Genomic DNA, 20,039 nt, shown 5'->3' with positions numbered 1-20,039 from the left:
TGGAGGTCTCCGCCGAGGTGGGCATCTCCCAGGCCCAGGTCTCCCGGCTGGAGAAAGGGGCCATCAACACGATCAAAAAGAACATCTGACCCCCGGGCCCGCCTTTGGCGGGCCTTTTTCCATGGTTTCCCTTGTATTCCCCGCCGGGAACTGATATAATACAAAGATCGTGAAGGGGGGAGGACCATGGACTACGGCCTGCAGGACCTCATCCGGTCCATGGACTGGGCCTTTTTGCGGGACGCCCTGACGCGGGTGCTGGCCGTCCTCCTCTGCCTGACGGTGCATGAGGCGTGCCATGGCCTGGCCGCCTCCGCCCTGGGGGACCCCACCGCCAGGGAGGGCCGCCGCCTGAGCCTGGACCCCCGGCGGCACATCGACTGGCTGGGCCTCGCCATGATGCTGACGGTGGGCTTCGGCTGGGCGAAGCCCGTGCCGGTGGACCCCCGGTATTTCAAGAGGCCCAAGCAGGGCATGGCCCTCACCGCCCTGGCGGGGCCGGCGTCGAACCTCCTGCTGGCGCTGCTGGCGGTGGCCCTCAGCCGGGGGATGTACGCGCATGTGCCCTACCGCGGGGGCGGGGCGCTGCTGTTCGACTTCCTGCTCTATACGCTGGCGCCCCTGTCCATCGGCCTGGGGCTTTTCAACCTGCTGCCCGTCCCGCCCCTGGACGGGGCCAAGGTCCTGGGGGCCTTCCTGCCGGACCGGATCTATTTCTCCTCGATGCGCTACGAGCGCTGGGGGATGCTGGTCCTGCTGGCCCTGAGCTGGTCCGGCGTCACGGGGGACCTCATCAGCGGGGCCATCCTGCGCGTCTACCGGTGCTTTTTCGAGCTGTTCTATCGAATGTGATATGGAAACCCGCCGGGAGGGACCGGCGGTAGGAGGTCCTTTTGGAAAGTCCCGTATTCAAACTGGAAAAGGTGGTCCACTCCCGGGCGGAGGAGCTCCAGGACTTCGAGGGCCCGCTGGACCTCATCCTGTTCCTCCTGGGGAAGAACAAGATGGAGATCCAGGACATCTCGATCTCCCTGATCTGCGACCAGTACCTCGTCTGGCTGGACCAGCGCCAGCGGCTGGACCTGGAGGTCGCCAGCGAGTTCGCCGCCATGGCCTCCCACCTGGTGTACCTCAAGACCCGGATGCTCCTCTCCATCGAGGACGAGGAGGCCAAGAGCGAGATGGAGGCCCTGATGCGCTCCCTGGAGGAGCGCCGCCGGGGGGAGAGCTATGCCTATGTCAAGGCCATGGCGGAGGCGCTGGCCCCCCTGGGGGAGTTCGGCCGGGACATCCTGACGCGGGGGCCGGAGCCCCTGGAGCCGGGGCAGATCCGATACGACCACAGCCGGCGGGACCTGCTCAAGGCCATGCGGGGACTGCAGGGCCGGGCGGAGCGGAAGCTGCCGCCGCCCAAGGCGGCCTTCCAGGAGATCGCCCAGCACGAGCCCTACCCCGTGGAGCGGAAGGCCCTGGACATCCTGCGCCGCCTGCGGGAGGAGGGCGTCACCCGCTTCCTCCAGCTCTTCCGCGGGAGCCGGAGCCGCAGCGAGGTGGTGGCGACCTTCCTGGCGGTGCTGGAGCTGTGCCGGTCCCACGTGCTGCAATTGACCGGCTCGGAGTCGGGATGCACCGTCCGCCAGGTGGGGGAGCCGCCGGAGCACCTCACCGCCCGGGCGGAGGAACTGTAAGAGCAGGGAGGATCCGATGGAGAGGAAGGAGATCGAGTGCGCGGTGGAGGCGATCTTGTTCGCCTCCGGCGAGCCGGTGCAGGAGAAGCGCCTGTGCGCCGCGCTGGAGCTGGCCCGTCCCGCCGTGGAGCGGGCCTTGAAGGACCTGGGGGACCGTTACGCCTTCGACCGGCGGGGCATCCGGCTGGTCCGGATGGAGGACAGCTGGCAGCTGTGCTCCGCGCCTGAGTACGGGGACGCGGTCCGCCGGGCGCTGGAGGTCCGCAAGCCGGCCAAGCTCAGCCAGCCGGCCCTGGAGGCGCTGACCATCATCGCGTATTACCAGCCCACCACGCGGGCCTATGTGGACCAGATCCGGGGCGTGGACAGCGCGTATACCATGAGCCTGCTGCTGAACCGGGACCTGATCGAGGAATGCGGGCGGCTGCAGGTGCCGGGGCGGCCCCGCCTGTACCGGACCACGAAGCAGTTCCTCCGGGCGTTCCACCTGGACAGCCTGGAGGACCTGCCGGAGCTGACGGAGCCCTCCGAGGAGGAGGACCCCCTGGACCCGGAGGCCGACGGCCAGATGCGCCTGGGGGACAACGGGGAGATCGTGGCGGACCGGGAGGAAGGGACCGAAGGATGAAGGGGAGGAGGCGGTGCGGATGCTGCGGGCGGGGATCGTGACGGTCGTCGTTTTGCTGATGGTCCTGCTGTGCCTGACCCGGGTGGGCGTCCGGGCGGCCTTCGGCGGGGGGGAGTTCCGTTTGGATGCGCGGGTCGGCCCCCTGCGGATACATATCCTGCCCGCCAAGGCGAAAAAGCCCAAGGCGGGGGGAGCGAGAAAGGGGAAGGGGCCCAAGGAGCCGAAAGGGCCCAAAAAGCCCAAAAAGCCCAAGGAGGCGGGGGCGAAGCCCTCCATCGCCTGGGAGGACGTCCGGGACGCCCTCCGGACCCTGCTCCCGGCGCTGGGGCGGGCGCTCCGGCGGATCGGCCGGGGGATACGGATCGACCCGCTGCGGCTGTCCCTGGTCCTGGGAGGGCAGGAGGATCCCGCGGCCTCGGCCCGGCTCTTCGGCGAGCTGCAGGCCGCCGTCTGGGGCGGGATGCCCCGGCTGGAGGAGCTGATGGACATCCGGGAGCCGTACATCCATATGGACGTGGACTTCCTGTCCGCGGACACGGCGGCGGAGGGCGAAGCGGGCGTCACGTTCCGGATCGGGACGCTGATCGCCCTGGGCTCCGGCCTGGCGGTCCCGGCGCTGGGATGGTACCTGCGCTGGCGGAAACGGCGCAGGAAGCGTCCCCCGGGGCCGGAGAGGACCGGAGGGCCGGAGGAGCTCCCCGTGCAGGAGGTCGGAGGGCCCGCCGCTTGAGGCGCTCGGGAACACGAGACGAACGACCATTCGAAGACAGCAGAAAGGAAGCGCGAACATGGACAATACGACGGAGAAGAGACACCTGGCGGACAGCCTGATGCGTTCCACGATCGAGAAGATCCACGAGATGGTGGACACCAACGCCATCGTGGGCCAGCCCATCAACACCCCGGACGGCGTGACCCTGATCCCCATCTCGCGGGTCAGCATCGGCTTCGGCACCGGCGGCGGGGACTACGGCAAGGCGCAGCCCCGCCCCTCCGGCGGCGGAGGCGGCGGAGGCGTGAAGATCGACCCCGTGGCCTTTTTGATCGTCAAGGACGGCGTGACCCGCGTCCTGCCGGTGGCGGTGCCCCCGGTGACCGCGGTGGACCGCATCGTGGACATGGTGCCGGACCTGATGGACAAGGCCGAAAAATATCTCGACAAGAAAAAGGCGGAGAAAGAGCAAGAAACGCTCTGACCTGGATATACTATCGTCACTGCCGACTTGAGACGAACGGGGTGATGATATATGCGCAGACCCTCCCTCCGCCGGACGGGGGCGCTGGCGCTGGTCCTGGCCTGCCTGCTGGCCGGGCGGGCCGGAGCGGTGGAGACCTCCGCCGCGGCCGCCATCTTGATGGACGTGGACAGCGGGCGGGTGCTCTACGAGCGCAACGCCGATGCCCGGATGCTGATCGCCAGCACGACGAAGATCATGACGGCCCTGGTGGCGATCCGGGACGGGGATCTGTCCGATACGGTGAAGGTGAGCCGGGAGGCCGCCTATACCGAGGGATCCTCCATGTACCTGAAGGAGGGGGAGGAGCTGACCCTGGAGACCCTGCTCTACGGATTGCTGCTCTGCTCCGGCAACGACGCCGCCGTGGCGGTGGCCGAGCACGTGGGGGGGAGCGTGGAGCGCTTCGTGGAGCGGATGAACGACACCGCCCTGGAGCTGGGGATGGGAGGGTCCTCCTTCGCCAACCCCAACGGCCTGGACGACGAGGCGCACTATTCCACCGCCAGGGACATGGCGGTCCTGGCGCGGGCGGCGGTGGAGGACGAGACCCTGGTCCGCATCGCCTCCACCCGCACGGTGACCATCGGCGGGCGGACCATGACGAACCACAACAAGCTCCTGAGCTTCATGGACGGGTGCATCGGCCTGAAGACGGGCTATACCAAGGCGGCGGGCCGGACCCTGGTCAGCTGCGCGGAGCGGGGGGGCCAGCGCCTGATCGCCGTGACCCTCCAGGACGGCAACGACTGGGCGGACCACCAGGGCCTCTATGATTACGGCTTCACCGCCTATCCCGCCCGCCGGATGGCCCAGCTGGGCCACGAGTTCTCCCGGGCGGCGGTGGCGGGCGGCATGGAGGAGGACGTGCCCTTGATCGCGGCGGACAGCTTCGCCTGGCCGCTGGGGCCGGGGGAGCGGCTGGAGGCCGGCGTCGAACTGGACCGGGAGCTGACCGCTCCCGTGCGGGCGGGGGCCCGCGTGGGACAGGCCGTCTTCACCCTGGACGGGGAAGAGGTGGGCCGTGTGGGGCTCTTGTGCGGAGAGACGGTGCTGCCGAAGGCGGGGCCCGCCATGGACGTGCTGAAAGGCCGCCGGGCCCTCGTATAGGAGGACGGGATGGAAGGACGACTTCAAAAGCTCCTCTCCGCCGCCGGGGCCTGCTCCCGGCGGCGGGCGGAGGAGTACATACGGGCCGGACGGGTGACGGTGAACGGCGAGACGGCCCTTTTGGGCGCCAAGGCGGACCTGGAGCGGGACGACGTCCGGCTGGACGGCAGGCCGCTGGCCCTCCGGGAGGAGCGGCTCTACCTCCTGGTGAACAAGCCGAGGGGCTATGTCACCACCCTCTGCGACGAGAAGGGGCGGAAGACGGCGGCGGACCTGGTGGCGGGGTGCGGCGCGCGGGTGTACCCGGTGGGCCGGCTGGACCTGGACTCGGAGGGGCTGCTGCTGATGACCAACGACGGCGAGCTGGCCCAGCGCCTGACCCACCCCAGCCGCGAGGCGGAGAAGACCTACCACGTCTGGGTGGAAGGTCCGGTGGAGGGGGCGGCGGAGCGCCTGGCCCGGGTGACGGACCTGGAGGGGGAGCCCATCCGCCCCGCCAGGACGGAGGAGCTCCGGAGGAGCTCCGGCCGGGCCGTGCTGGCCGTCACGATCCACGAGGGGAGGAACCGGCAGGTCCGGCGGATGTGCGCGGCCTGCGGGCTGACCGTGACCCGCCTGCGCCGGGTGCGGGAGCACACGCTGGAGCTGGGGGACCTCCCGCCGGGGGCGTGGCGGCATCTGACGGCGGAGGAGGTCGCGGCGCTCCGCCGGTGAAAGGCCGGGCCCCCGGGGCCTTGGAAGTCCCGCCCCGGCCATGGAGGCGGGCCTGCATCCGGCGGTGAGAAAAATTTACTTTTTCCAGCCGCCGGATATCTTGCATATTTATGAGGGATGTGCTATACTGATGGCTGCTAAGCGGCGGCGCAGTATCCTAGTCAGATCTGCCGTTTCCTAGGGAGGGCCTAAAAATCCTCTGAAGGGCACATCGATGAAACCCGTGGTGCCTGCTTGATACGCCCAGTTTTGGGTGGGTGCTGGGGGGAAGCGCGCCTTTGCGCGCTTGCGGACTCAGGGCGTTTACCAATGGCATGGTCTATCCGACCCTGTTTCCGTGGAGACCTGTTCTTGTGCGCGGACGTACTCCCATCGTGGTAATTCCGGCCCGCGTACGAAACAGATTGGGAACCCGCGATGCGGTGCATCGGTCCTTCGGGGCCGTAACGCTGTGCGCGGACGTAGCCTGCCTTGCGTGAGGCGGGTGGATCAGGGAACTACGGGAGGCGGCCCCGGCCAGGGCATCCTTCCGATCGCCCTTTGAAACCCGTTTTGCAAAAGAGGCTAAAGAAGCGGACGGACTGTGGTGGAAATCACCTAGGCTGTCTTCACAGGGCAGGAAAAGGATTGCAGTGCGGACTAAGTGGCAGTCGGGCAGCGCGGACGGGCAACGCCGCGCCGGAGGGCTGAAAGGGAAACCGCCCCCATCGGCAACGAGGGGCGCGCTCCGGGGAAATCCAGCCCGTACCTAAGCCGTAAGATTTACTTTTTTTGCCGCCGCCGGTTTAGCATCATCATCGACGAAGCGGAGGGCGTCCGTCCGCCGGACGGTCCTCACGGAGGTTCTTTTGAAAAAGCAGCAGAAGGGGAAGGCCGCCCCTTCCCCATATCGTTGGGCCCTTACGGTCTTTTTGATGGCGGTGGTCCTGTCCGCCGTGCTGAGTCTGGCGTCGGAAGCGATGCTGGAGGGCGCGGGCCTGGCCGCCGCTCTTTTGATGCTGGCGCTGTTCATCGGCCTCGGCATCGTGTTCGACATCATCGGCGTGGCGGTGACGGCGGCGGATCCCCGGCCGTTCCATGCCATGGCCTCCCACAAAGAGAAGGGGGCCAGGGAATCCCTGATGCTCCTGCGGAACGCGGGGCGGGTCTCCAGCGTGTGCAACGACGTGGTGGGGGACATCTGCGGCATCGTCAGCGGCGCCACCGGCGCGGTGATCGTCACGCAGATCCAGCGGGCGCTGAGCGTGCGCACCGTGCTGATCTCGGTGGCCGTGACGGCCCTGGTCTCCGGCCTGACCATCGGCGGCAAGGCCCTGGGCAAGACCGTGGCCATCAAGAAGAGCACCCAGGTGGTCTATTGGGCCGGCCGTTTCCTGCACTTTTTCCACCGCTGAGAGGAGGACGTATGTTATTAGGATCCATCCACTCTCCAGCCGACGTCAGAGCGCTGCCGGACGGACAGCTCCCCCAGCTCTGCCAGGAGCTGAGGGAGTTTCTTGTAAAAAGCGTCTCCGAGACCGGCGGGCACCTGGCCTCCAACCTGGGGGCGGTGGAGCTGACGGTGGCGATCCACCGGGTCTTCGACACGGAGCGGGACCGCCTGGTCTTCGACGTGGGCCATCAGTGCTATATCCACAAGATGCTGACGGGCCGGCGGGAGGCGTTCCCCACCCTCCGCCAGCTGGACGGCCTCTCCGGGTTCCCGAAGCCCCGGGAGAGCGTCCACGACGCCTTCATCGCCGGGCACGCCTCCAACTCCGTCTCCGTCGCCCTGGGCATGGCCCGGGCCCGGACGGCGAGGGGGGAGGAGCACAGCGTCCTGGCCCTGATCGGGGACGGCGCCCTGACGGGGGGCCTGGCCTATGAGGGGCTGAACAACGCCGGGGCCTCCGGCGAGCCGCTGATCGTCATCCTGAACGACAACGGCATGTCCATCGACCCCAACGTGGGGGCCGTGCCCTCCCACCTGGCCCGGCTCCGGTCCAAGCCCGCCTACTACCATTTCAAGAAGTGGTATCGGAGCCTTTTCGGCGCCCGGCCCATGAAGAAGCCCCTCTACCGCTTCAACCACAAGCTGAAGACCCTGCTGAAAAAGAGCCTCGTGCCGGGGAGCACCCTCTTCGAGGACATGGGCTTCACCTACCTGGGCCCCATCGACGGCCACGACCTGCCCCGGCTGTGCGACGTGCTGAGCTGGGCGCGGGAGCTGGACTGCCCCGTGCTGGTCCACGTGAAGACCGTCAAGGGCAAGGGCTGCCCCTTCGCCGAGCGGAACCCGGACATGTTCCACGGCGTGGGCCCCTTCGACCCGGCCACCGGGCAGCTGAAGAAGGCGGGGGAGGAGACGTTCTCCTCCGTCTTCGGCAAGGCCATGACGGACTTCGCCCGGGCGGACGGACGGGTCTGCGCCGTCACCGCCGCCATGGCGGACGGCACGGGCCTCTCGGGCTTCGCCAAGACCTTCCCGGAGCGGTTCTTCGACGTGGGCATCGCCGAGGGCCACGGCGTCTCCATGTCCGCCGGCATGGCGGCCCAGGGGCTGCTGCCGGTCTTCGCGGTGTATTCCACGTTCCTCCAGCGGGGCTATGACATGCTGATCCACGACGTGGCCCTGGAGGGGCTCCATGTGGTCCTGGGCGTGGATCGGGCGGGGCTGGTGGGGGCCGACGGCGAGACCCATCACGGCTGCTTCGACGCCCTCTTCCTCTCGGAGCTGCCGGGCTACACCGTGCTGTGCCCGGCCAGCTTCGCCGAGCTCAAGCACATGCTGGGGACGGCCCTCTTCGAGCTGGACGGCCCCGTGGCGGTCCGGTACCCCAGGGGCGGGGAAGGGGCCTTCCGGGACGACACGTCGGACCGGCCCCTGGTCCGCCTCCGGGAGGGACGGGACGCGACGCTGCTGAGTTACGGCGTGCTGGTGGACCGGGTGCTGGAGGCCGCCGCGCTCCTGGAGCGGGAGGGCATCCAGGCGGAGGTCCTGAAGCTGAACCAGATCGCGCCCCTGGATGGGGAGGTCTTGGGGAAGTTTTGCGGAGGGACGGGCATCCTATTGGTGCTGGAGGACTGCTTCGGCGCCGGCTGCGTGGGCCAGCGGATCGCCGCCATCCTGGCGGAGGCGGGCCGGGCCCCGCGGAAGCTGATCTTGAAGAACCTGGGCAAGACCTTCGCCCCGGAGGGCAGCGTCCCTCAGCTGGAGGCGCGGGCCGGCCTGGACGCGGCGTCCGTGGCCGCGGCGGTACGGGAGGCGGTGGGCTGATGAGCGGTAAGATGAGGTTGGACGTCCTCCTGGTGGAGCGGGGCCTGGAGGAGAGCCGCCAGCGGGCCCAGGCCGTCATCATGAGCGGCGTGGTCTACGTGGACGGCCGGCGGGCGGACAAGCCCGGCGCGGCGGCGGCGCCGGATGCCCGGATCGAGATCCGGGGGGACAGGCTCCCCTACGTCAGCCGGGGCGGCCTCAAGCTGGAGAAGGCCATGCGGGAGTTCCCCATCCGGCTGCAGGGCGCGGTCTGCGGCGATATCGGGGCCTCCACCGGGGGCTTCACGGACTGCATGCTGCAAAACGGCGCGGCGAAGGTCTACGCCGTGGATGTGGGCCGGGGCCAGCTGGCCTGGAAGCTGCGCTGCGACCCCCGGGTGGTCTGCCTGGAGCGGACGAACGCCCGCTACCTCAGCCGGGAGCAGATCCCGGAGGAGCTGGGCTTCGCGTCGGTGGACGTGAGCTTCATCTCCCTGTCCCTTATCCTGCCGCCCCTGGCGGACCTGCTGGCCCAGGGCGGGCAGGTGGTCTCCCTGGTCAAGCCCCAGTTCGAGGCGGGCCGGGAGAAGGTGGGGAAGAAGGGCGTGGTCCGGGACCCCGCCGTCCATCGGGAGGTGCTGGAGCGCTTCCTGGAGCACGCGCGGGCGGCGGGCCTGACGGTCCGGGGCCTGACGTGGTCCCCCATCCGGGGCCCGGAGGGGAACATCGAATATCTGGGACATCTGCAAAAGACCGCCGAGCCTCCGGCGGCCTTCGACCTGGAGGGCCTGGTGGCGGAGTCCCACCGCTGTTTGAGCGGGCATGGAGAGGGGGAGGCGACATGAGCCCCAAAAAGATCATCCTCTGCCCGAACCCCAACCGGGACCAGGGCATGCGGACCACCCGGGCCGCGGAGGCCATCCTCCGGGGGCTGGGCTTCCAGACGGTGGTCTGCTCCCCCTTCCGGGACCGGAAGGAGGGGGCCTTCGCCGACTACGACGTGAAGCCCCTGCCTCAGGAGCTCCGGGGGGCGGACCTGCTGATCACCTTCGGCGGGGACGGCACCATTTTGCACCTGGCCAAGCTGGCGGCCCTGCACAAGATGCCGGTGCTGGGGGTGAACATGGGAGGGCTCGGCTTCGTCGCCGAGCTGGAGGCCGGGGAGCTGGAGCTCCTGCGGAAGCTGGAGGACTGGCAGTTCGAGACGGAGCAGCGGATGATGCTGGACGTCTCCGTGTTCCGGGAGGGCCGGCAGATCTACACGAACCTCGGCCTGAACGAGGCCGTCATCCGGGAGGGCCCCATCTCCCACGTCATCCATCTGAAGATCTCCTCCGACGGGCGGCACCTGGCGGACATCGCCGGGGACGGCGTCATCGTCGCCACGCCCACGGGGTCCACGGCCTATTCCCTCTCCGCCGGCGGCCCGGTGGTGGAGCCGGTGGCCCAGACCATGGTGCTTTGCCCCATCTGCATCCACAACATGCGCTTCTCTTCCTACGTCCTCTCGCCGGAGCACACGCTGACGGTGGAGCTGGAGCGGAACGGGCGCAAGCCGGTGTACCTCTTCGTGGACGAGAGCCGGGCCTTCGCCCTGCGGGCGGACGACAAGGTGCAGATCCGCCGCTCCCGGTATGTGACGAGGCTGGTGCGGCTGACGGAGCGGAGCTTCTGCGAGATCTTCGCGCAAAAAATGCTGCCGGGAGGGCTGGACACATGAAGGACGATCGACAGAGCAAGATCCTGGAGATCATCTCCCAGGAGAACATCGAGACCCAGGAGCAGCTCCTGGCCCGGCTCCGGGAGCGGGGCATCCGCTGCACCCAGGCCACGATCTCCCGGGACATCAAGCAGCTCCACCTCATCAAGGAGCCGGTGGGCCAGGGGGTGTATAAATACGCCGTCTCGGGCAACCGGACGAAGCTGAACGTGGCGGAGAAGCTGCGGACGATCTTCCGGGAGTGCATCATCAGCATCGACTCTGCCGGGAACATCGTGGTGATCAAGACCATGCCGGGCCTGGCCAACGGGGCCTGTTCGGCGCTGGACAACATGGAGATGAACGACATCGTCGGTTCCCTGGCGGGGGACGACACGGCCTTCCTGGTCATGCGGACCACGGAGTCGGCGGAGTTGCTGTGCCAGGAGATCAAAGAGATGCTTTGAGGCTTCAAGGGGGAGCGGGCTCCCCCTTGAAGATCCCCCGCCGCCAGTGACGCCGGTCCCTGGTGCGTGCGTCCAGGGCGCACGAGTCGGGGCATCCCCCTGACGCGCACGCCGTCAGGGGGATGCGTTCGATCTTTTCCTCCGCCCTGCGGAGGGACCAGGGGGAGGCCCCTGGCCCCCTTGTCTGATCGGACGTCAATCCTTGAACGAAGAGGGATATTGTGATGCTGGAGCTTCTGCACATCGAGAACATCGCGGTCATCGAGGAGGCGGACATCCGGTTCCGCCCGGGGTTCAACGCCCTCACCGGCGAGACCGGCGCGGGCAAATCCATCGTCATCGACGCCCTGGGGGCCGTGCTGGGGGGACGGACCTCCCGGGACCTGATCCGCACCGGGGCCGCCAAGGCCTTCGTCAGCGCCGAGTTCTCGGCGGTCCCGCCGGGGCTGCCGGGCCTGGCGGGGAACGGCCTCGCCCCCGACGAGGACGGGGCGCTGCTGCTGCAGCGGGAGATCTCCGGGGACGGGAAGAACGCCTGCCGGGCGAACGGGAGGCCCATCACCGTGGCCCAGCTCCGGCAGATCGGCGCGGACCTGCTGAACATCCATGGCCAGCACGACGGCGCCCAGCTCCTGGACGAGGAGCAGCACGGCGCCTACCTGGACCGCTTCGGCCGGACGGAGGGGCCCCTCGAGGCGTATAAGGGCGCCTACGCCGTCCTCTCGGACCTCCGGGAGCGGATCCGGGCCCTGCAGATGGACGAGGCGGAGAAGGCCCGCCGGGTGGACAGCCTGCGCTTCCAGATCGGCGAGCTGGAGCGGGCGGAGCTCCGCCCCGGTGAGGAGGAGGAGCTGGCGGCGCGGCGGGACCTCCTGCGCAACGGCGAGAAGTACTTGTCCGCCCTGGCCGGGGCGGACTACTGCCTCTCCGGCGACGACGAGAGCGCCGGGGCGGTGAGCCAGCTCCGGGACGCGGGAGAGGCCCTCGCCGGCGTCCGGGGCTTGTCCGGGGAGCTGGGGGAGGCGTATGAGCGCCTGGAGGCCCTGCGGAGCGAGGCGTACGACTTGGCGGAGACCATCCGGGACCTGCGCAGCGCCTTCGACTTCTCCCCGGAGGAGCTGGACGCGGCGGAGGGACGGGCGGACCAGCTCTACCGGCTGAAGAAGAAGTACGGGGCCAGCGTGGAGGACATGCTGGAGTATCTGGACCAGCGCCGGGCGGAGCTGGACGCCATCGAGACGGCGGACGACACGCTGCTCCTCCTGGAGAAGGAGCGGGGCCGGGCGGAGGAGGCCGTCCGGACGGCGGGCCGGGCCCTGACCGCCGCCCGGGAGGGGGCCGCGGCGGAGCTGGAGGAGCGCATCCAGGAGGAGCTGCGGGACCTGGACATGGGCCGGGTCCGCTTCTCCATCGAGTTCACGGAGAAGGAGCCCTCTCCCGACGGCTGCGACGTGGTGCGCTTCCTGATGTCCGCCAACGCCGGGGAGGACCTCAAGCCCATCGCCAAGATCGCCTCCGGCGGCGAGCTGGCCCGGATCATGCTGGCGCTGAAGAACGTGCTGGCGGAGCAGGAGGCCATCGGCACCCTGGTCTTCGACGAGGTGGACACCGGCGTCTCCGGCCGGGCGGCCCAGAAGGTGGCGGAGAAGCTGGCCCAGGTCAGCCGGCGCAAGCAGGTCCTCTGCGTCACGCACCTGCCCCAGCTGGCGGCCATGGCGGACACCCATTTCTCCGTGGAGAAGGGCGAGGCCAAGGGCCGGACCTTCACCCGCGTGGTCCGGCTGGACCGGGGCCAGCGGGAGGCGGAGCTGGCCCGGATCACCGGCGGGGTGAAGGTGACGGACGCGCTCTTGGCCAGCGCCGGGGAGTTGCTGGACGCGGCGGAGAGCTACCGGGAGACATTATGAGAGCCTTTATAAGATACATTGCAAAAGACGGTCCGGAAGAGCGGGGACACCGGGAGCGCAGGCACCCGGTGTCCCCTGTCCGGACGGCGTCCGGAAGGAGGACGGGATGGATATGGACGCATGGATGGAGGGGTTCACCGCCGGGATGCGGGAGGCGTTCGGGGAGCGCTTGCTCTTCGTGGGGCTCCAGGGGAGCCGGGCCCGGGGAGAGGCCCGGGCGGACAGCGACATCGACGTGGTGGTCCTCCTGGACCGGCTGGGCCCGGCCGGCCTGGACGCCTACCGCGCCGCCGTGGACGGGATGCCGGAGCGGGAGGCGCTCTGCGGCTTCGTCTCCGGCTGGGGGGAGCTGGCCGCCTGGGACCGGGCGGACCTGTTCCAGTTCTGCCGGGACACCGTCCCTTATCTGGGCAGCCTGGGGCCCATCCAGTCTTCGATCTGTGAGGCGGATGTCCGCCGGGCGGTCCACGAGGGGGCCTGTGCCATCTATCACGCCTGCTGCCACAACTACCTCCACGAACGGAGCCCGGAGCTCCTGCGGTCCCTCCGCAAATCCGCTTCCTTCGTCCTCCGGGCGAAGCATTTCCTGGAGACGGGGGACTACGTCTCCCGCCGGGCGGATCTGCTCCCGCTCCTCCAGGGGCCGGACCGGGAGGTGCTGGCCCCGCTGCCGGAGGGGGAGGGGGCGTTCGAGGAAGGCTCCAAGGGCCTGCTGGCCTGGGCGTCGGCGCTGATCTCCCGATACGCCCAGGTGTGATCTTCGGGCTTGCCCAAGGACCGTCCGTATGTTATACTGGACGAAGACCGAAACGAGGACAGGGGGACCGATATGAGACCGAAAGCCGCCGTCAGGCGCATCATCGAGACCTTGAAGGGCATCTATCCCGAGGGGCTCTGCTCCCTCCGGTATGAGAAGGACTACGAGCTGCTGTTCGCCGTGCGTCTCTCCGCCCAGTGCACCGACGCCCGGGTGAACATGGTGACGCCCGCCCTCTACGAGCGCTTCCCGACCCTGGAGAGCTTCGCCCAGGCGGACCCCAAGGAAGTGGGGCAGTACATACGTTCCTGCGGCTTCTACAACGGCAAGGCCAAGGACATGGTCCTCTGTGCCCAGCGGCTCCTCGCCGACTTCGGCGGCAGGGTCCCCGGCACCATGGAGGAGCTGACCAGCCTCCCCGGCGTGGGCCGGAAGACCGCCAATTTGATCCTGGGGGACATCTATGGCCAGCCCGCCTATGTCTGCGATACGCACTGCATCCGCATCACAGGGCGCCTGGGGCTGACCGACGGGTCCAAGGACCCCCTCCGGGTGGAGCGGCAGCTCCGGGAGGTCCTGCCGCCGGAGGAGTCCAACAGCTTCTGCCACCGGATGGTCCTCTTCGGCCGGGACACCTGTACCGCCCGGAGCCCCAAGTGCGGGGGCTGTCCCCTGGCGAAGGACTGCGCCGCGGCCAAAGCCGCGGGATGAAGGGAGAGTGCCTGTGCGGGATGCACAGGCACTTTTTTGCCCCCGCTCTCATATACTGCCATGGAGGCCGGCCCCAGCGGCGCAGATCTGCGCGCCGTGGGGCGGGCTTGGCCTCGCACCGATCGTCAGAGCGAGCCAAAATTCTGTTTGGTCCTTCCCTCCCAAGGGAACGGACGAAGGAGGGAGCGACATGGATGAGAGAACGGCCCGGATGGCCGAGCAGCTCCGCAAAGATCCGGCGGCGCTGAAGTCGCTGATGCAGTCCCGGGACGGGCAGACGCTGATGCAGATGCTGACCCAGGGCGACCGGGGCGCGGGGCTGCAGCGGGCGGTCCAGTCCGCCGCCAAGGGCGACACCACGGCCATGGTCCAGATGGTGAACCAGATCATGCAGAGCCCGGAAGGGGCGGAGCTGGTGGAGCGCATCAACAAAGCCGTCCAGAGGTGACGAGGGGAGGGGGCCGGCCGTATGGCGGAATTCGACGAGAAGCTGAACAGTATCCTGTCCGATCCCAGCGCGATGTCCCAGATCATGCAGCTGGCCCAGTCCCTGGGCGGGGGCGCGCCGGGAGCGCAGCAGCCTGCCCCCCCGCCCCAGCAGCCCAGCGCCCCGCCTCCGCCGGGCTGGGGCTCGCCGCCGCCGCAGACGCCTCCTCCGCCCCCCATGGGGGGCGGAGGGGACCTGCTGTCCTCCCTGACAGGCGGGCTGGACCCGAAGCTCCTCTCCCGGCTGCTGCCCGTGATCCAGGAGCTGGGGGGCCAGCGGGACTCCAACGCCCGAAACCTGCTCTATGCCCTGCGGCCCTATCTGAAGCGGGACCGGCAGGACAAGATCGAGCGGGCGCTCCAGCTGGCGCGGCTGTTCCACCTGGGGAAGAAGTTCCTTTCGGGATGGGAGGGCTGAGGCATGTATAACCGCTATATCCGCAACGACAACGGCAGCTATACCCGCATCCCCGAGGAGGGCGCGCCTCCTCCCGGCGGGGCTGCACCGGGGGGGCCGCCGCCGCACAGCGGTCCTCCTCCCGGCGGACCTCCCCCCAGTGGACCGCCTCCCGGCGGACCTCCCCCCAGCGGTCCTCCTCCCGGAGGGGGGCCTCCCGGGGGGGGGCCGCCCCCGGGCCCTCCGCCTCCGAACGGCCCGTCCGCCGCCGGAGCGCCTCCGGGAGGGGGGCCGCCCCATGGCCCAGGCCGTCCGCCGGGCGGTCCGCCGCCTGGCGGACGGCCCACGGACGGCCTCACCGGCTTTTTGCGCCATCTCCTGGACCAGTTCCATATGGACCGCGTGGACACCGGGGACCTGCTGGTGCTGGCCCTGCTGTTCTTCCTCTTCCGGGAGGAGGCGGACGAGGAGCTGCTGGTGGCCCTGGGGCTGCTGCTGATCTTGTGAACGAGAGGGAGGACGGGGCGTCCCGTCCTCCCAGGCTTTCGAAAGAGGGGCCCTTCCCGGGCCCCTCTCGTTTTGGATCGATCAGTTTTTCGGACCTTCCGCCAGCCTATCCCATGGGCGCCATCGGCTCCGCTGTGTCCTCGTCCAAAAGCACCGTGCCGTCCGGCAGGGTGAACCGGGAGGCGTCATACTCCGTCTGGTCCACGTACAGGGAGGTCATCCGGTACACGGCCTCCCCGTCCAGCAGGCGCTCCGCCTGGACCAGCAGGCCGTTCTCCACGCTGACCCAGTAACGGGTGGTATAGCCCGCGGCGTCCTCCGCCGTCTCCACGTAGATGCAGGTCAGCGCGTCCAAGGGCCGGTAGTCCGCGAGGAGGATATCGTCCACAGGCAGGTCCAGGATATCCTCATAAGTGGGGATGGACTGCTCCGCGTCGGCGGAGATGTCCCCCGCCGGCACGGCCAGGACCTCCGCGTCATGGCCGTAGCCGTACCAGATATAGGTCTCGTCGCCGTTGGTGATGCTGATCCGGGTCTGCCCGCCGGGCAGGCCCCGGTCCACGCGGGTCCATCCCCCCCGGACGATGGTGTAGAGCTCCAGCGTGCCGCCGCCGCCGTCCCAGAGGTATTCGATGGTCATGCTCCGTCCGTAGCTCTCCGGCCTGGACAAGCTGTATATGGCCGCCTGGACGGTCTCCGGGGCGATCTCCACCACGGTCAGCGCCCCGGAGGGGGAGCCGCCGTCCCCGGCGGCGGGGTCCCTGGGGGGGTCGGAGGAGGGGAGGGTGATGCGGGCGGTGCGGCTGAGGCTGCCTCCCAGCATCAGCGCCGCCAGCACGATGGCCAGGGCCAGGACGGCCCAGGTGATCCAATTCAGCTTCTGCTTGTCCACATCACGCCTCGTAGTCGGCGGGCCGCCGGGACCGGAGGCCGTAGCGCCATTCGATGGCGTCGGCGATGCGGCGGCAGGCGTCCCCGTCGCCGTAAGGGTTCACGGCGTGGGCCATGGCGTCGTATGCGTCCCGGTCCCGGATCAGCCGCTCCGCCATGGCGACGATGTCCTCCCGCACCACGCCGGCCAGCTTCACCGTCCCGGCGGCCACGGCCTCGGGCCGCTCCGTCTCCCGCCGGAGGACCAGCACCGGCTTGCCCAGGGCGGGGGCTTCCTCCTGGAGGCCCCCGGAGTCCGTCAGCACCAGGTAGCAGCGGGCCATGAGGTTGTGCATCTCGTCGGCGGGGAGGGGGTCGATGAGGTGGACCCTGGGCGCGCCCCGGAGGTACTTATCCACGGCCTCCCGGACCACGGGGCTGAGGTGGACGGGGTAGACCAGCTCCACGTCCGGGTCTTCCTCGGCGATCTGCCGGAGGGCCAGGCAGATGTCCTTCAGGGGCTCGCCGTAGTTCTCCCGCCGGTGGCAGGTGACCAGGACGATCTTCTTCTCCCCGTAGGGCAGGCGGTCCAGCTCTTCCGTGGAGAAGCGGTAGTCCGCCCGGACGGTGGTCCGGAGCGCGTCGATGACGGTGTTGCCGGTGATGAAGATGCCCGCCGGATCCCGGCCCTCCCGGATCAGGTTCTCCCGGTTCCCGGCGGTGGGGCAGAAGTGCATGTCCGCGATGCCGGAGGTCAGCACCCGGTCCATCTCCTCCGGGAAGGGGGCGTATTTGTCATAGGTCCGCAGGCCCGCCTCCACGTGGCCCACGGCCACCCGGTGGTAGAAGGCGGAGAGGGCCCCGGCGAAGGTGGTGGACGTGTCCCCGTGGACCAGGATCATGTCCGGCGCCAGGGCGTCGATGACTTCGTCCATGCCCAGGAGGCATCGGCTGGTGATGCCGGAGAGGGTCTGCCGGGGGGTCATGATGTCCAGGTCCCAGTCGGGCACGACGCCGAAGACCTCCAGCACGGAGTCCAGCATCTGCCGGTGCTGGGCGGTGACGCAGCAGAGGCTCTCGATGCCGGGCCGGGAGGCCAGCTCCTTCACCAGGGGGCACATTTTGACGGCCTCCGGCCGGGTGCCGAAGACGCTCATGATACGCAGCTTGTCCATTCACTCCTCCTCGTCCTCCCCCTGGGGGGAGGCTCAAAAGAACGTTGTCCCGGGCTTGAAGCCCCGCGGCGGGCGGGGCGCGTTCAGGAAGGCTCGTCCCCGCCGGGGGCGCCGGCCTCCCCCGCCTCCGGGAGGGCCGGCCCGCCGTGCTGTCCCAACTCTTTGAACCCCTCGATCTCCTCATGGAGCTCCTCCCGGATCTCCTTGGGGAACACCACCCGGGCGGCGACCGCCGCCACGATGCAAAGGGCCAGGAAGAACAGCATGGCCTTTTGCTCCCCCCCCGTGGTCAGCACCACGGCGGAGAGGCCCAGCATGGCGGAGATGACGTACAGCGTGGCCACGGCCTGCTTCTGGCTCAGGCCCATGTCGATGAGCCGGTGGTGGATGTGCCCCCGGTCGGCGTGCATGGGGCTCTGCCCGTGGGCGATGCGCCGGATGAAGGCGAAGGCCGTGTCGAAGATGGGCAGGCCCAGGATGAGGAAGGGCACGGCGAAGGAGATCACCGCATAGAACTTGAACAGCCCCTGGATGGACATGGTGGCCAGGATATAGCCCAGGAAGGTGGCCCCGGTGTCCCCCATGAACATCTTGGCGGGGTTGAGGTTGTAGGGCATGAAGCCCACGCAGGCCCCCACCAGGGCCGCCATGACGATGGCGACCTCCGCCTCGGAGGCGAGCAGGGCGATGACCAGCATGGTGGTGGCCGAGATGGCGGAGACGCCGTTGGCCAGTCCGTCCAGCCCGTCGATGAGGTTCACGGCGTTGGTGATGGCCACGATCCACAGCACCGTGAAGGGGACGGACAGCGGCCCCAGCACCCAGTACAGGCTGCTGGAGAAGACGTTGGGGTTGGAGAACGCCTGGATGACCACGCCGCTCATGGCGGGGATCAGGGCGGCGCCGATCTGCACCACGAACTTCAGCATGGCGGGCAGGGCCATGATGTCGTCCACCACGCCCAGCACCACGATGATGACGGAGCCCAGCAGGATGCTCTGGAGCTCCCGGTTCCCCGGGACGCCGCCCAGGATGAGGACGCTGATCATGAAGCCGATGAAGATGGCCAGCCCGCCCAGGCGGGGGATGGGCACCTTGTGCATCCGGCGGGCGTCCTTGGGCACGTCCACCGCCCCGATCTTATAGGCGAAGGTGCGGACCACGGGGGTCATGAGGAAGCTGATGACCAACGCCGCCAGCAGGGCGAGGGCCACGTAGGCGATCAGCTGGTTGTCTAAGGGCATGCCGTTCCTCCTTACCGGGCCAGGAGGCCCACCTTCTTGTAGACCTTGGAGAGGGTCCGGTCGGCGGTACGGGCGGCGCGCTCCGCGCCGGCGCGGTAGACGCTCTCCAGGTACGCCTTGTCGGCCAGCAGCCGCTCGGTCTCCTCCCGGATGGGCCGGAGGAGCTCCACCACGGCCTCGCCCACGGTCTTCTTGAAGTCGCCGTAGCCCTTCCCGCTGAACTCGGCCTCGATGGCCTCGAAGGACCTGCCGGTGGCGGCGGCATAGATCTGCATGAGGTTCGAGACGCCGGGCTTGCCCGACGGATCGTAGCGCACGCAGGCGTCGGAGTCCGTCACGGCCTTCTTGAACTTGCGCAGGATGTCCTCGGGCCTTTCCAGCAGGTAGACGCAGCCGCCCGGGTCTTTGTCGGACTTGGACATCTTGCTCTCGGGGGAGGTGAGGCTCATGACCCTGGCCCCCACCTGGGGGATATAGGGCTCCGGGATCTTGAAGACGTCGCCGTAGAGCCCGTTGAAGCGGCCCGCGATGTCCCGGCAGATCTCCACGTGCTGCTTCTGGTCGCCGCCCACGGGCACCAGGTCCGCCTGGTAGAGGAGGATGTCCGCCGCCATGAGGGCGGGGTAGGTGAAGAGGCCGGCGTTGATGTTGTCGGCGTTCTTGGCGGATTTGTCCTTGAACTGGGTCATGCGGCCCAGCTCGCCGAACATGGTGTAGCAGTCCAGCACCCAGGCCAGCTGGGCGTGGGCGGGGACGTGGGACTGGATGAAGAGGACGTTCCTCTCCGGGTCCAGGCCGCAGGCGATGTAAGCCGCCACCTGGGTGAGGGTATGGCGGCGGAGCTCGGCGGGGACCTGGCGCACCGTCAGGGTGTGGAGGTCGGCCATCATATAATAGCAGTCATATTCGTCAGCCAGGGCGGCCCAGTTCCGGATGGCGCCCAGGTAGGAGCCTAACGTCAGGTCGCCGGAGGGCTGGATGCCGCTGAGGATCCTCTTCTTCGCGTTTTCCATGGTACACACCTCGATATTCGGCCCCGGGGCCCCGGGGCGAGATTGGATCTTTGCTAGTTTACCACGAGATCTTGGAAAGTGCAATCTCTGGAAGGGAAAAAGTATCCGCACCGGAGGACTTTTTTGAAATACCCCTTGTGATCCCTCCGTTTTTTTGATATACTGGGCCGGATCGAAAACTTTTGGATCGTGGGAG

At 68.7% G+C, this 20,039-nt stretch carries 22 protein-coding genes and 1 pseudogene; 19 read left to right on the top strand and 4 right to left on the bottom strand.

The window, feature by feature from the left end; all coding sequences use genetic code 11:
• The 19 genes and pseudogenes from QZ332_RS04325 to QZ332_RS04235 all read left to right on the top strand — a co-directional run.
• Positions 1-89 (top strand): annotated as a pseudogene (locus QZ332_RS04325) (RNA polymerase sigma-G factor); the annotation flags it as partial.
• A gap of 97 nt (positions 90-186) precedes the next feature.
• On the top strand, positions 187-852 hold the full coding sequence (locus QZ332_RS04320) for a site-2 protease family protein (RefSeq protein ID WP_295762756.1): 666 nt from the start codon (positions 187-189) through the stop codon (positions 850-852).
• Between the two features lie 41 nt (positions 853-893).
• The gene (locus tag QZ332_RS04315; protein WP_295762753.1) at positions 894-1,688 is read left to right on the top strand and encodes a ScpA family protein; all 795 of its coding nucleotides are present in this window, start codon (positions 894-896) and stop codon (positions 1,686-1,688) included.
• A gap of 16 nt (positions 1,689-1,704) precedes the next feature.
• Positions 1,705-2,316 carry an SMC-Scp complex subunit ScpB gene (gene scpB / locus QZ332_RS04310; RefSeq protein ID WP_295762750.1) on the top strand — a complete coding sequence of 204 codons (612 nt, stop codon included), beginning with the start codon at positions 1,705-1,707 and terminating at the stop codon, positions 2,314-2,316.
• Between the two features lie 19 nt (positions 2,317-2,335).
• Positions 2,336-3,046, top strand: coding sequence for a hypothetical protein (locus tag QZ332_RS04305; protein WP_295762747.1), 711 nt, complete (start codon positions 2,336-2,338; stop codon positions 3,044-3,046).
• Between the two features lie 58 nt (positions 3,047-3,104).
• Positions 3,105-3,512, top strand: a complete 408-nt coding sequence (ytfJ, locus tag QZ332_RS04300) for a GerW family sporulation protein (RefSeq protein ID WP_295762744.1) — start codon at positions 3,105-3,107, stop codon at positions 3,510-3,512.
• Between the two features lie 51 nt (positions 3,513-3,563).
• Positions 3,564-4,661 (top strand): D-alanyl-D-alanine carboxypeptidase family protein, encoded by a 1,098-nt coding sequence (locus tag QZ332_RS04295; protein WP_295762741.1) that lies wholly within the window; start codon positions 3,564-3,566, stop codon positions 4,659-4,661.
• Positions 4,662-4,670: 9 nt separating this feature from the next.
• Entirely contained in the window at positions 4,671-5,375 is a 705-nt protein-coding gene (locus QZ332_RS04290; RefSeq protein WP_295762738.1) for a pseudouridine synthase, read from the top strand.
• Between the two features lie 848 nt (positions 5,376-6,223).
• Positions 6,224-6,769 (top strand): CNNM domain-containing protein, encoded by a 546-nt coding sequence (locus QZ332_RS04285; protein ID WP_295762735.1) that lies wholly within the window; start codon positions 6,224-6,226, stop codon positions 6,767-6,769.
• 11 nt (positions 6,770-6,780) lie between these two features.
• Complete coding sequence (gene dxs, locus QZ332_RS04280) at positions 6,781-8,631, top strand: 1-deoxy-D-xylulose-5-phosphate synthase (protein WP_295762732.1); 1,851 nt, start codon at positions 6,781-6,783, stop codon at positions 8,629-8,631.
• Positions 8,631-9,455, top strand: a complete 825-nt coding sequence (locus QZ332_RS04275; protein WP_295762729.1) for a TlyA family RNA methyltransferase — start codon at positions 8,631-8,633, stop codon at positions 9,453-9,455. Before dxs ends, QZ332_RS04275 begins: the two co-directional genes overlap by 1 nt.
• A complete protein-coding gene (locus QZ332_RS04270; protein WP_295762726.1) occupies positions 9,452-10,330 on the top strand; it encodes an NAD(+)/NADH kinase in 879 nt (292 codons plus the stop codon). Before QZ332_RS04275 ends, QZ332_RS04270 begins: the two co-directional genes overlap by 4 nt.
• Positions 10,327-10,776, top strand: a complete 450-nt coding sequence (gene argR, locus QZ332_RS04265) for an arginine repressor (protein ID WP_295762723.1) — start codon at positions 10,327-10,329, stop codon at positions 10,774-10,776. Before QZ332_RS04270 ends, argR begins: the two co-directional genes overlap by 4 nt.
• A gap of 224 nt (positions 10,777-11,000) precedes the next feature.
• Positions 11,001-12,683, top strand: coding sequence for a DNA repair protein RecN (gene recN, locus QZ332_RS04260; protein WP_295762721.1), 1,683 nt, complete (start codon positions 11,001-11,003; stop codon positions 12,681-12,683).
• Between the two features lie 112 nt (positions 12,684-12,795).
• Positions 12,796-13,440: a nucleotidyltransferase domain-containing protein gene (locus tag QZ332_RS04255; RefSeq protein WP_295762718.1), complete on the top strand. Its 645-nt coding sequence runs from the start codon at positions 12,796-12,798 to the stop codon at positions 13,438-13,440.
• Between the two features lie 72 nt (positions 13,441-13,512).
• Positions 13,513-14,151: an endonuclease III gene (gene nth, locus QZ332_RS04250; protein WP_295762715.1), complete on the top strand. Its 639-nt coding sequence runs from the start codon at positions 13,513-13,515 to the stop codon at positions 14,149-14,151.
• Between the two features lie 190 nt (positions 14,152-14,341).
• On the top strand, positions 14,342-14,599 hold the full coding sequence (locus tag QZ332_RS04245) for a hypothetical protein (protein WP_295762712.1): 258 nt from the start codon (positions 14,342-14,344) through the stop codon (positions 14,597-14,599).
• A 21-nt stretch (positions 14,600-14,620) separates the two neighbouring features.
• The gene (locus QZ332_RS04240; RefSeq protein WP_295762709.1) at positions 14,621-15,055 is read left to right on the top strand and encodes a hypothetical protein; all 435 of its coding nucleotides are present in this window, start codon (positions 14,621-14,623) and stop codon (positions 15,053-15,055) included.
• A 345-nt stretch (positions 15,056-15,400) separates the two neighbouring features.
• Positions 15,401-15,541, top strand: a complete 141-nt coding sequence (locus tag QZ332_RS04235; RefSeq protein WP_295762707.1) for a hypothetical protein — start codon at positions 15,401-15,403, stop codon at positions 15,539-15,541.
• Between the two features lie 106 nt (positions 15,542-15,647).
• Here QZ332_RS04235 and QZ332_RS04230 read toward each other — a convergent pair whose 3' ends face one another.
• From QZ332_RS04230 to trpS, 4 genes are all read right to left on the bottom strand, one after another.
• Positions 15,648-16,433 (bottom strand): hypothetical protein, encoded by a 786-nt coding sequence (locus QZ332_RS04230; protein WP_295762704.1) that lies wholly within the window; start codon positions 16,431-16,433, stop codon positions 15,648-15,650.
• A gap of 1 nt (position 16,434) precedes the next feature.
• A complete protein-coding gene (gene wecB / locus QZ332_RS04225; RefSeq protein WP_295762701.1) occupies positions 16,435-17,586 on the bottom strand; it encodes a non-hydrolyzing UDP-N-acetylglucosamine 2-epimerase in 1,152 nt (383 codons plus the stop codon).
• An 83-nt stretch (positions 17,587-17,669) separates the two neighbouring features.
• Positions 17,670-18,830 carry an MraY family glycosyltransferase gene (locus QZ332_RS04220; RefSeq protein ID WP_295762697.1) on the bottom strand — a complete coding sequence of 387 codons (1,161 nt, stop codon included), beginning with the start codon at positions 18,828-18,830 and terminating at the stop codon, positions 17,670-17,672.
• A gap of 11 nt (positions 18,831-18,841) precedes the next feature.
• Complete coding sequence (gene trpS, locus QZ332_RS04215) at positions 18,842-19,843, bottom strand: tryptophan--tRNA ligase (protein ID WP_295762692.1); 1,002 nt, start codon at positions 19,841-19,843, stop codon at positions 18,842-18,844.
• Positions 19,844-20,039 lie beyond the last annotated feature (196 nt).

It is taken from the genome of uncultured Oscillibacter sp. (assembly GCF_910584465.1).
Taxonomy (GTDB): Bacteria; Bacillota; Clostridia; order Oscillospirales; family Oscillospiraceae; genus Oscillibacter.
The sequence above is the reverse complement of the archived record's forward strand: the minus strand, read 5'-3'. Positions and strand labels throughout refer to the sequence as shown.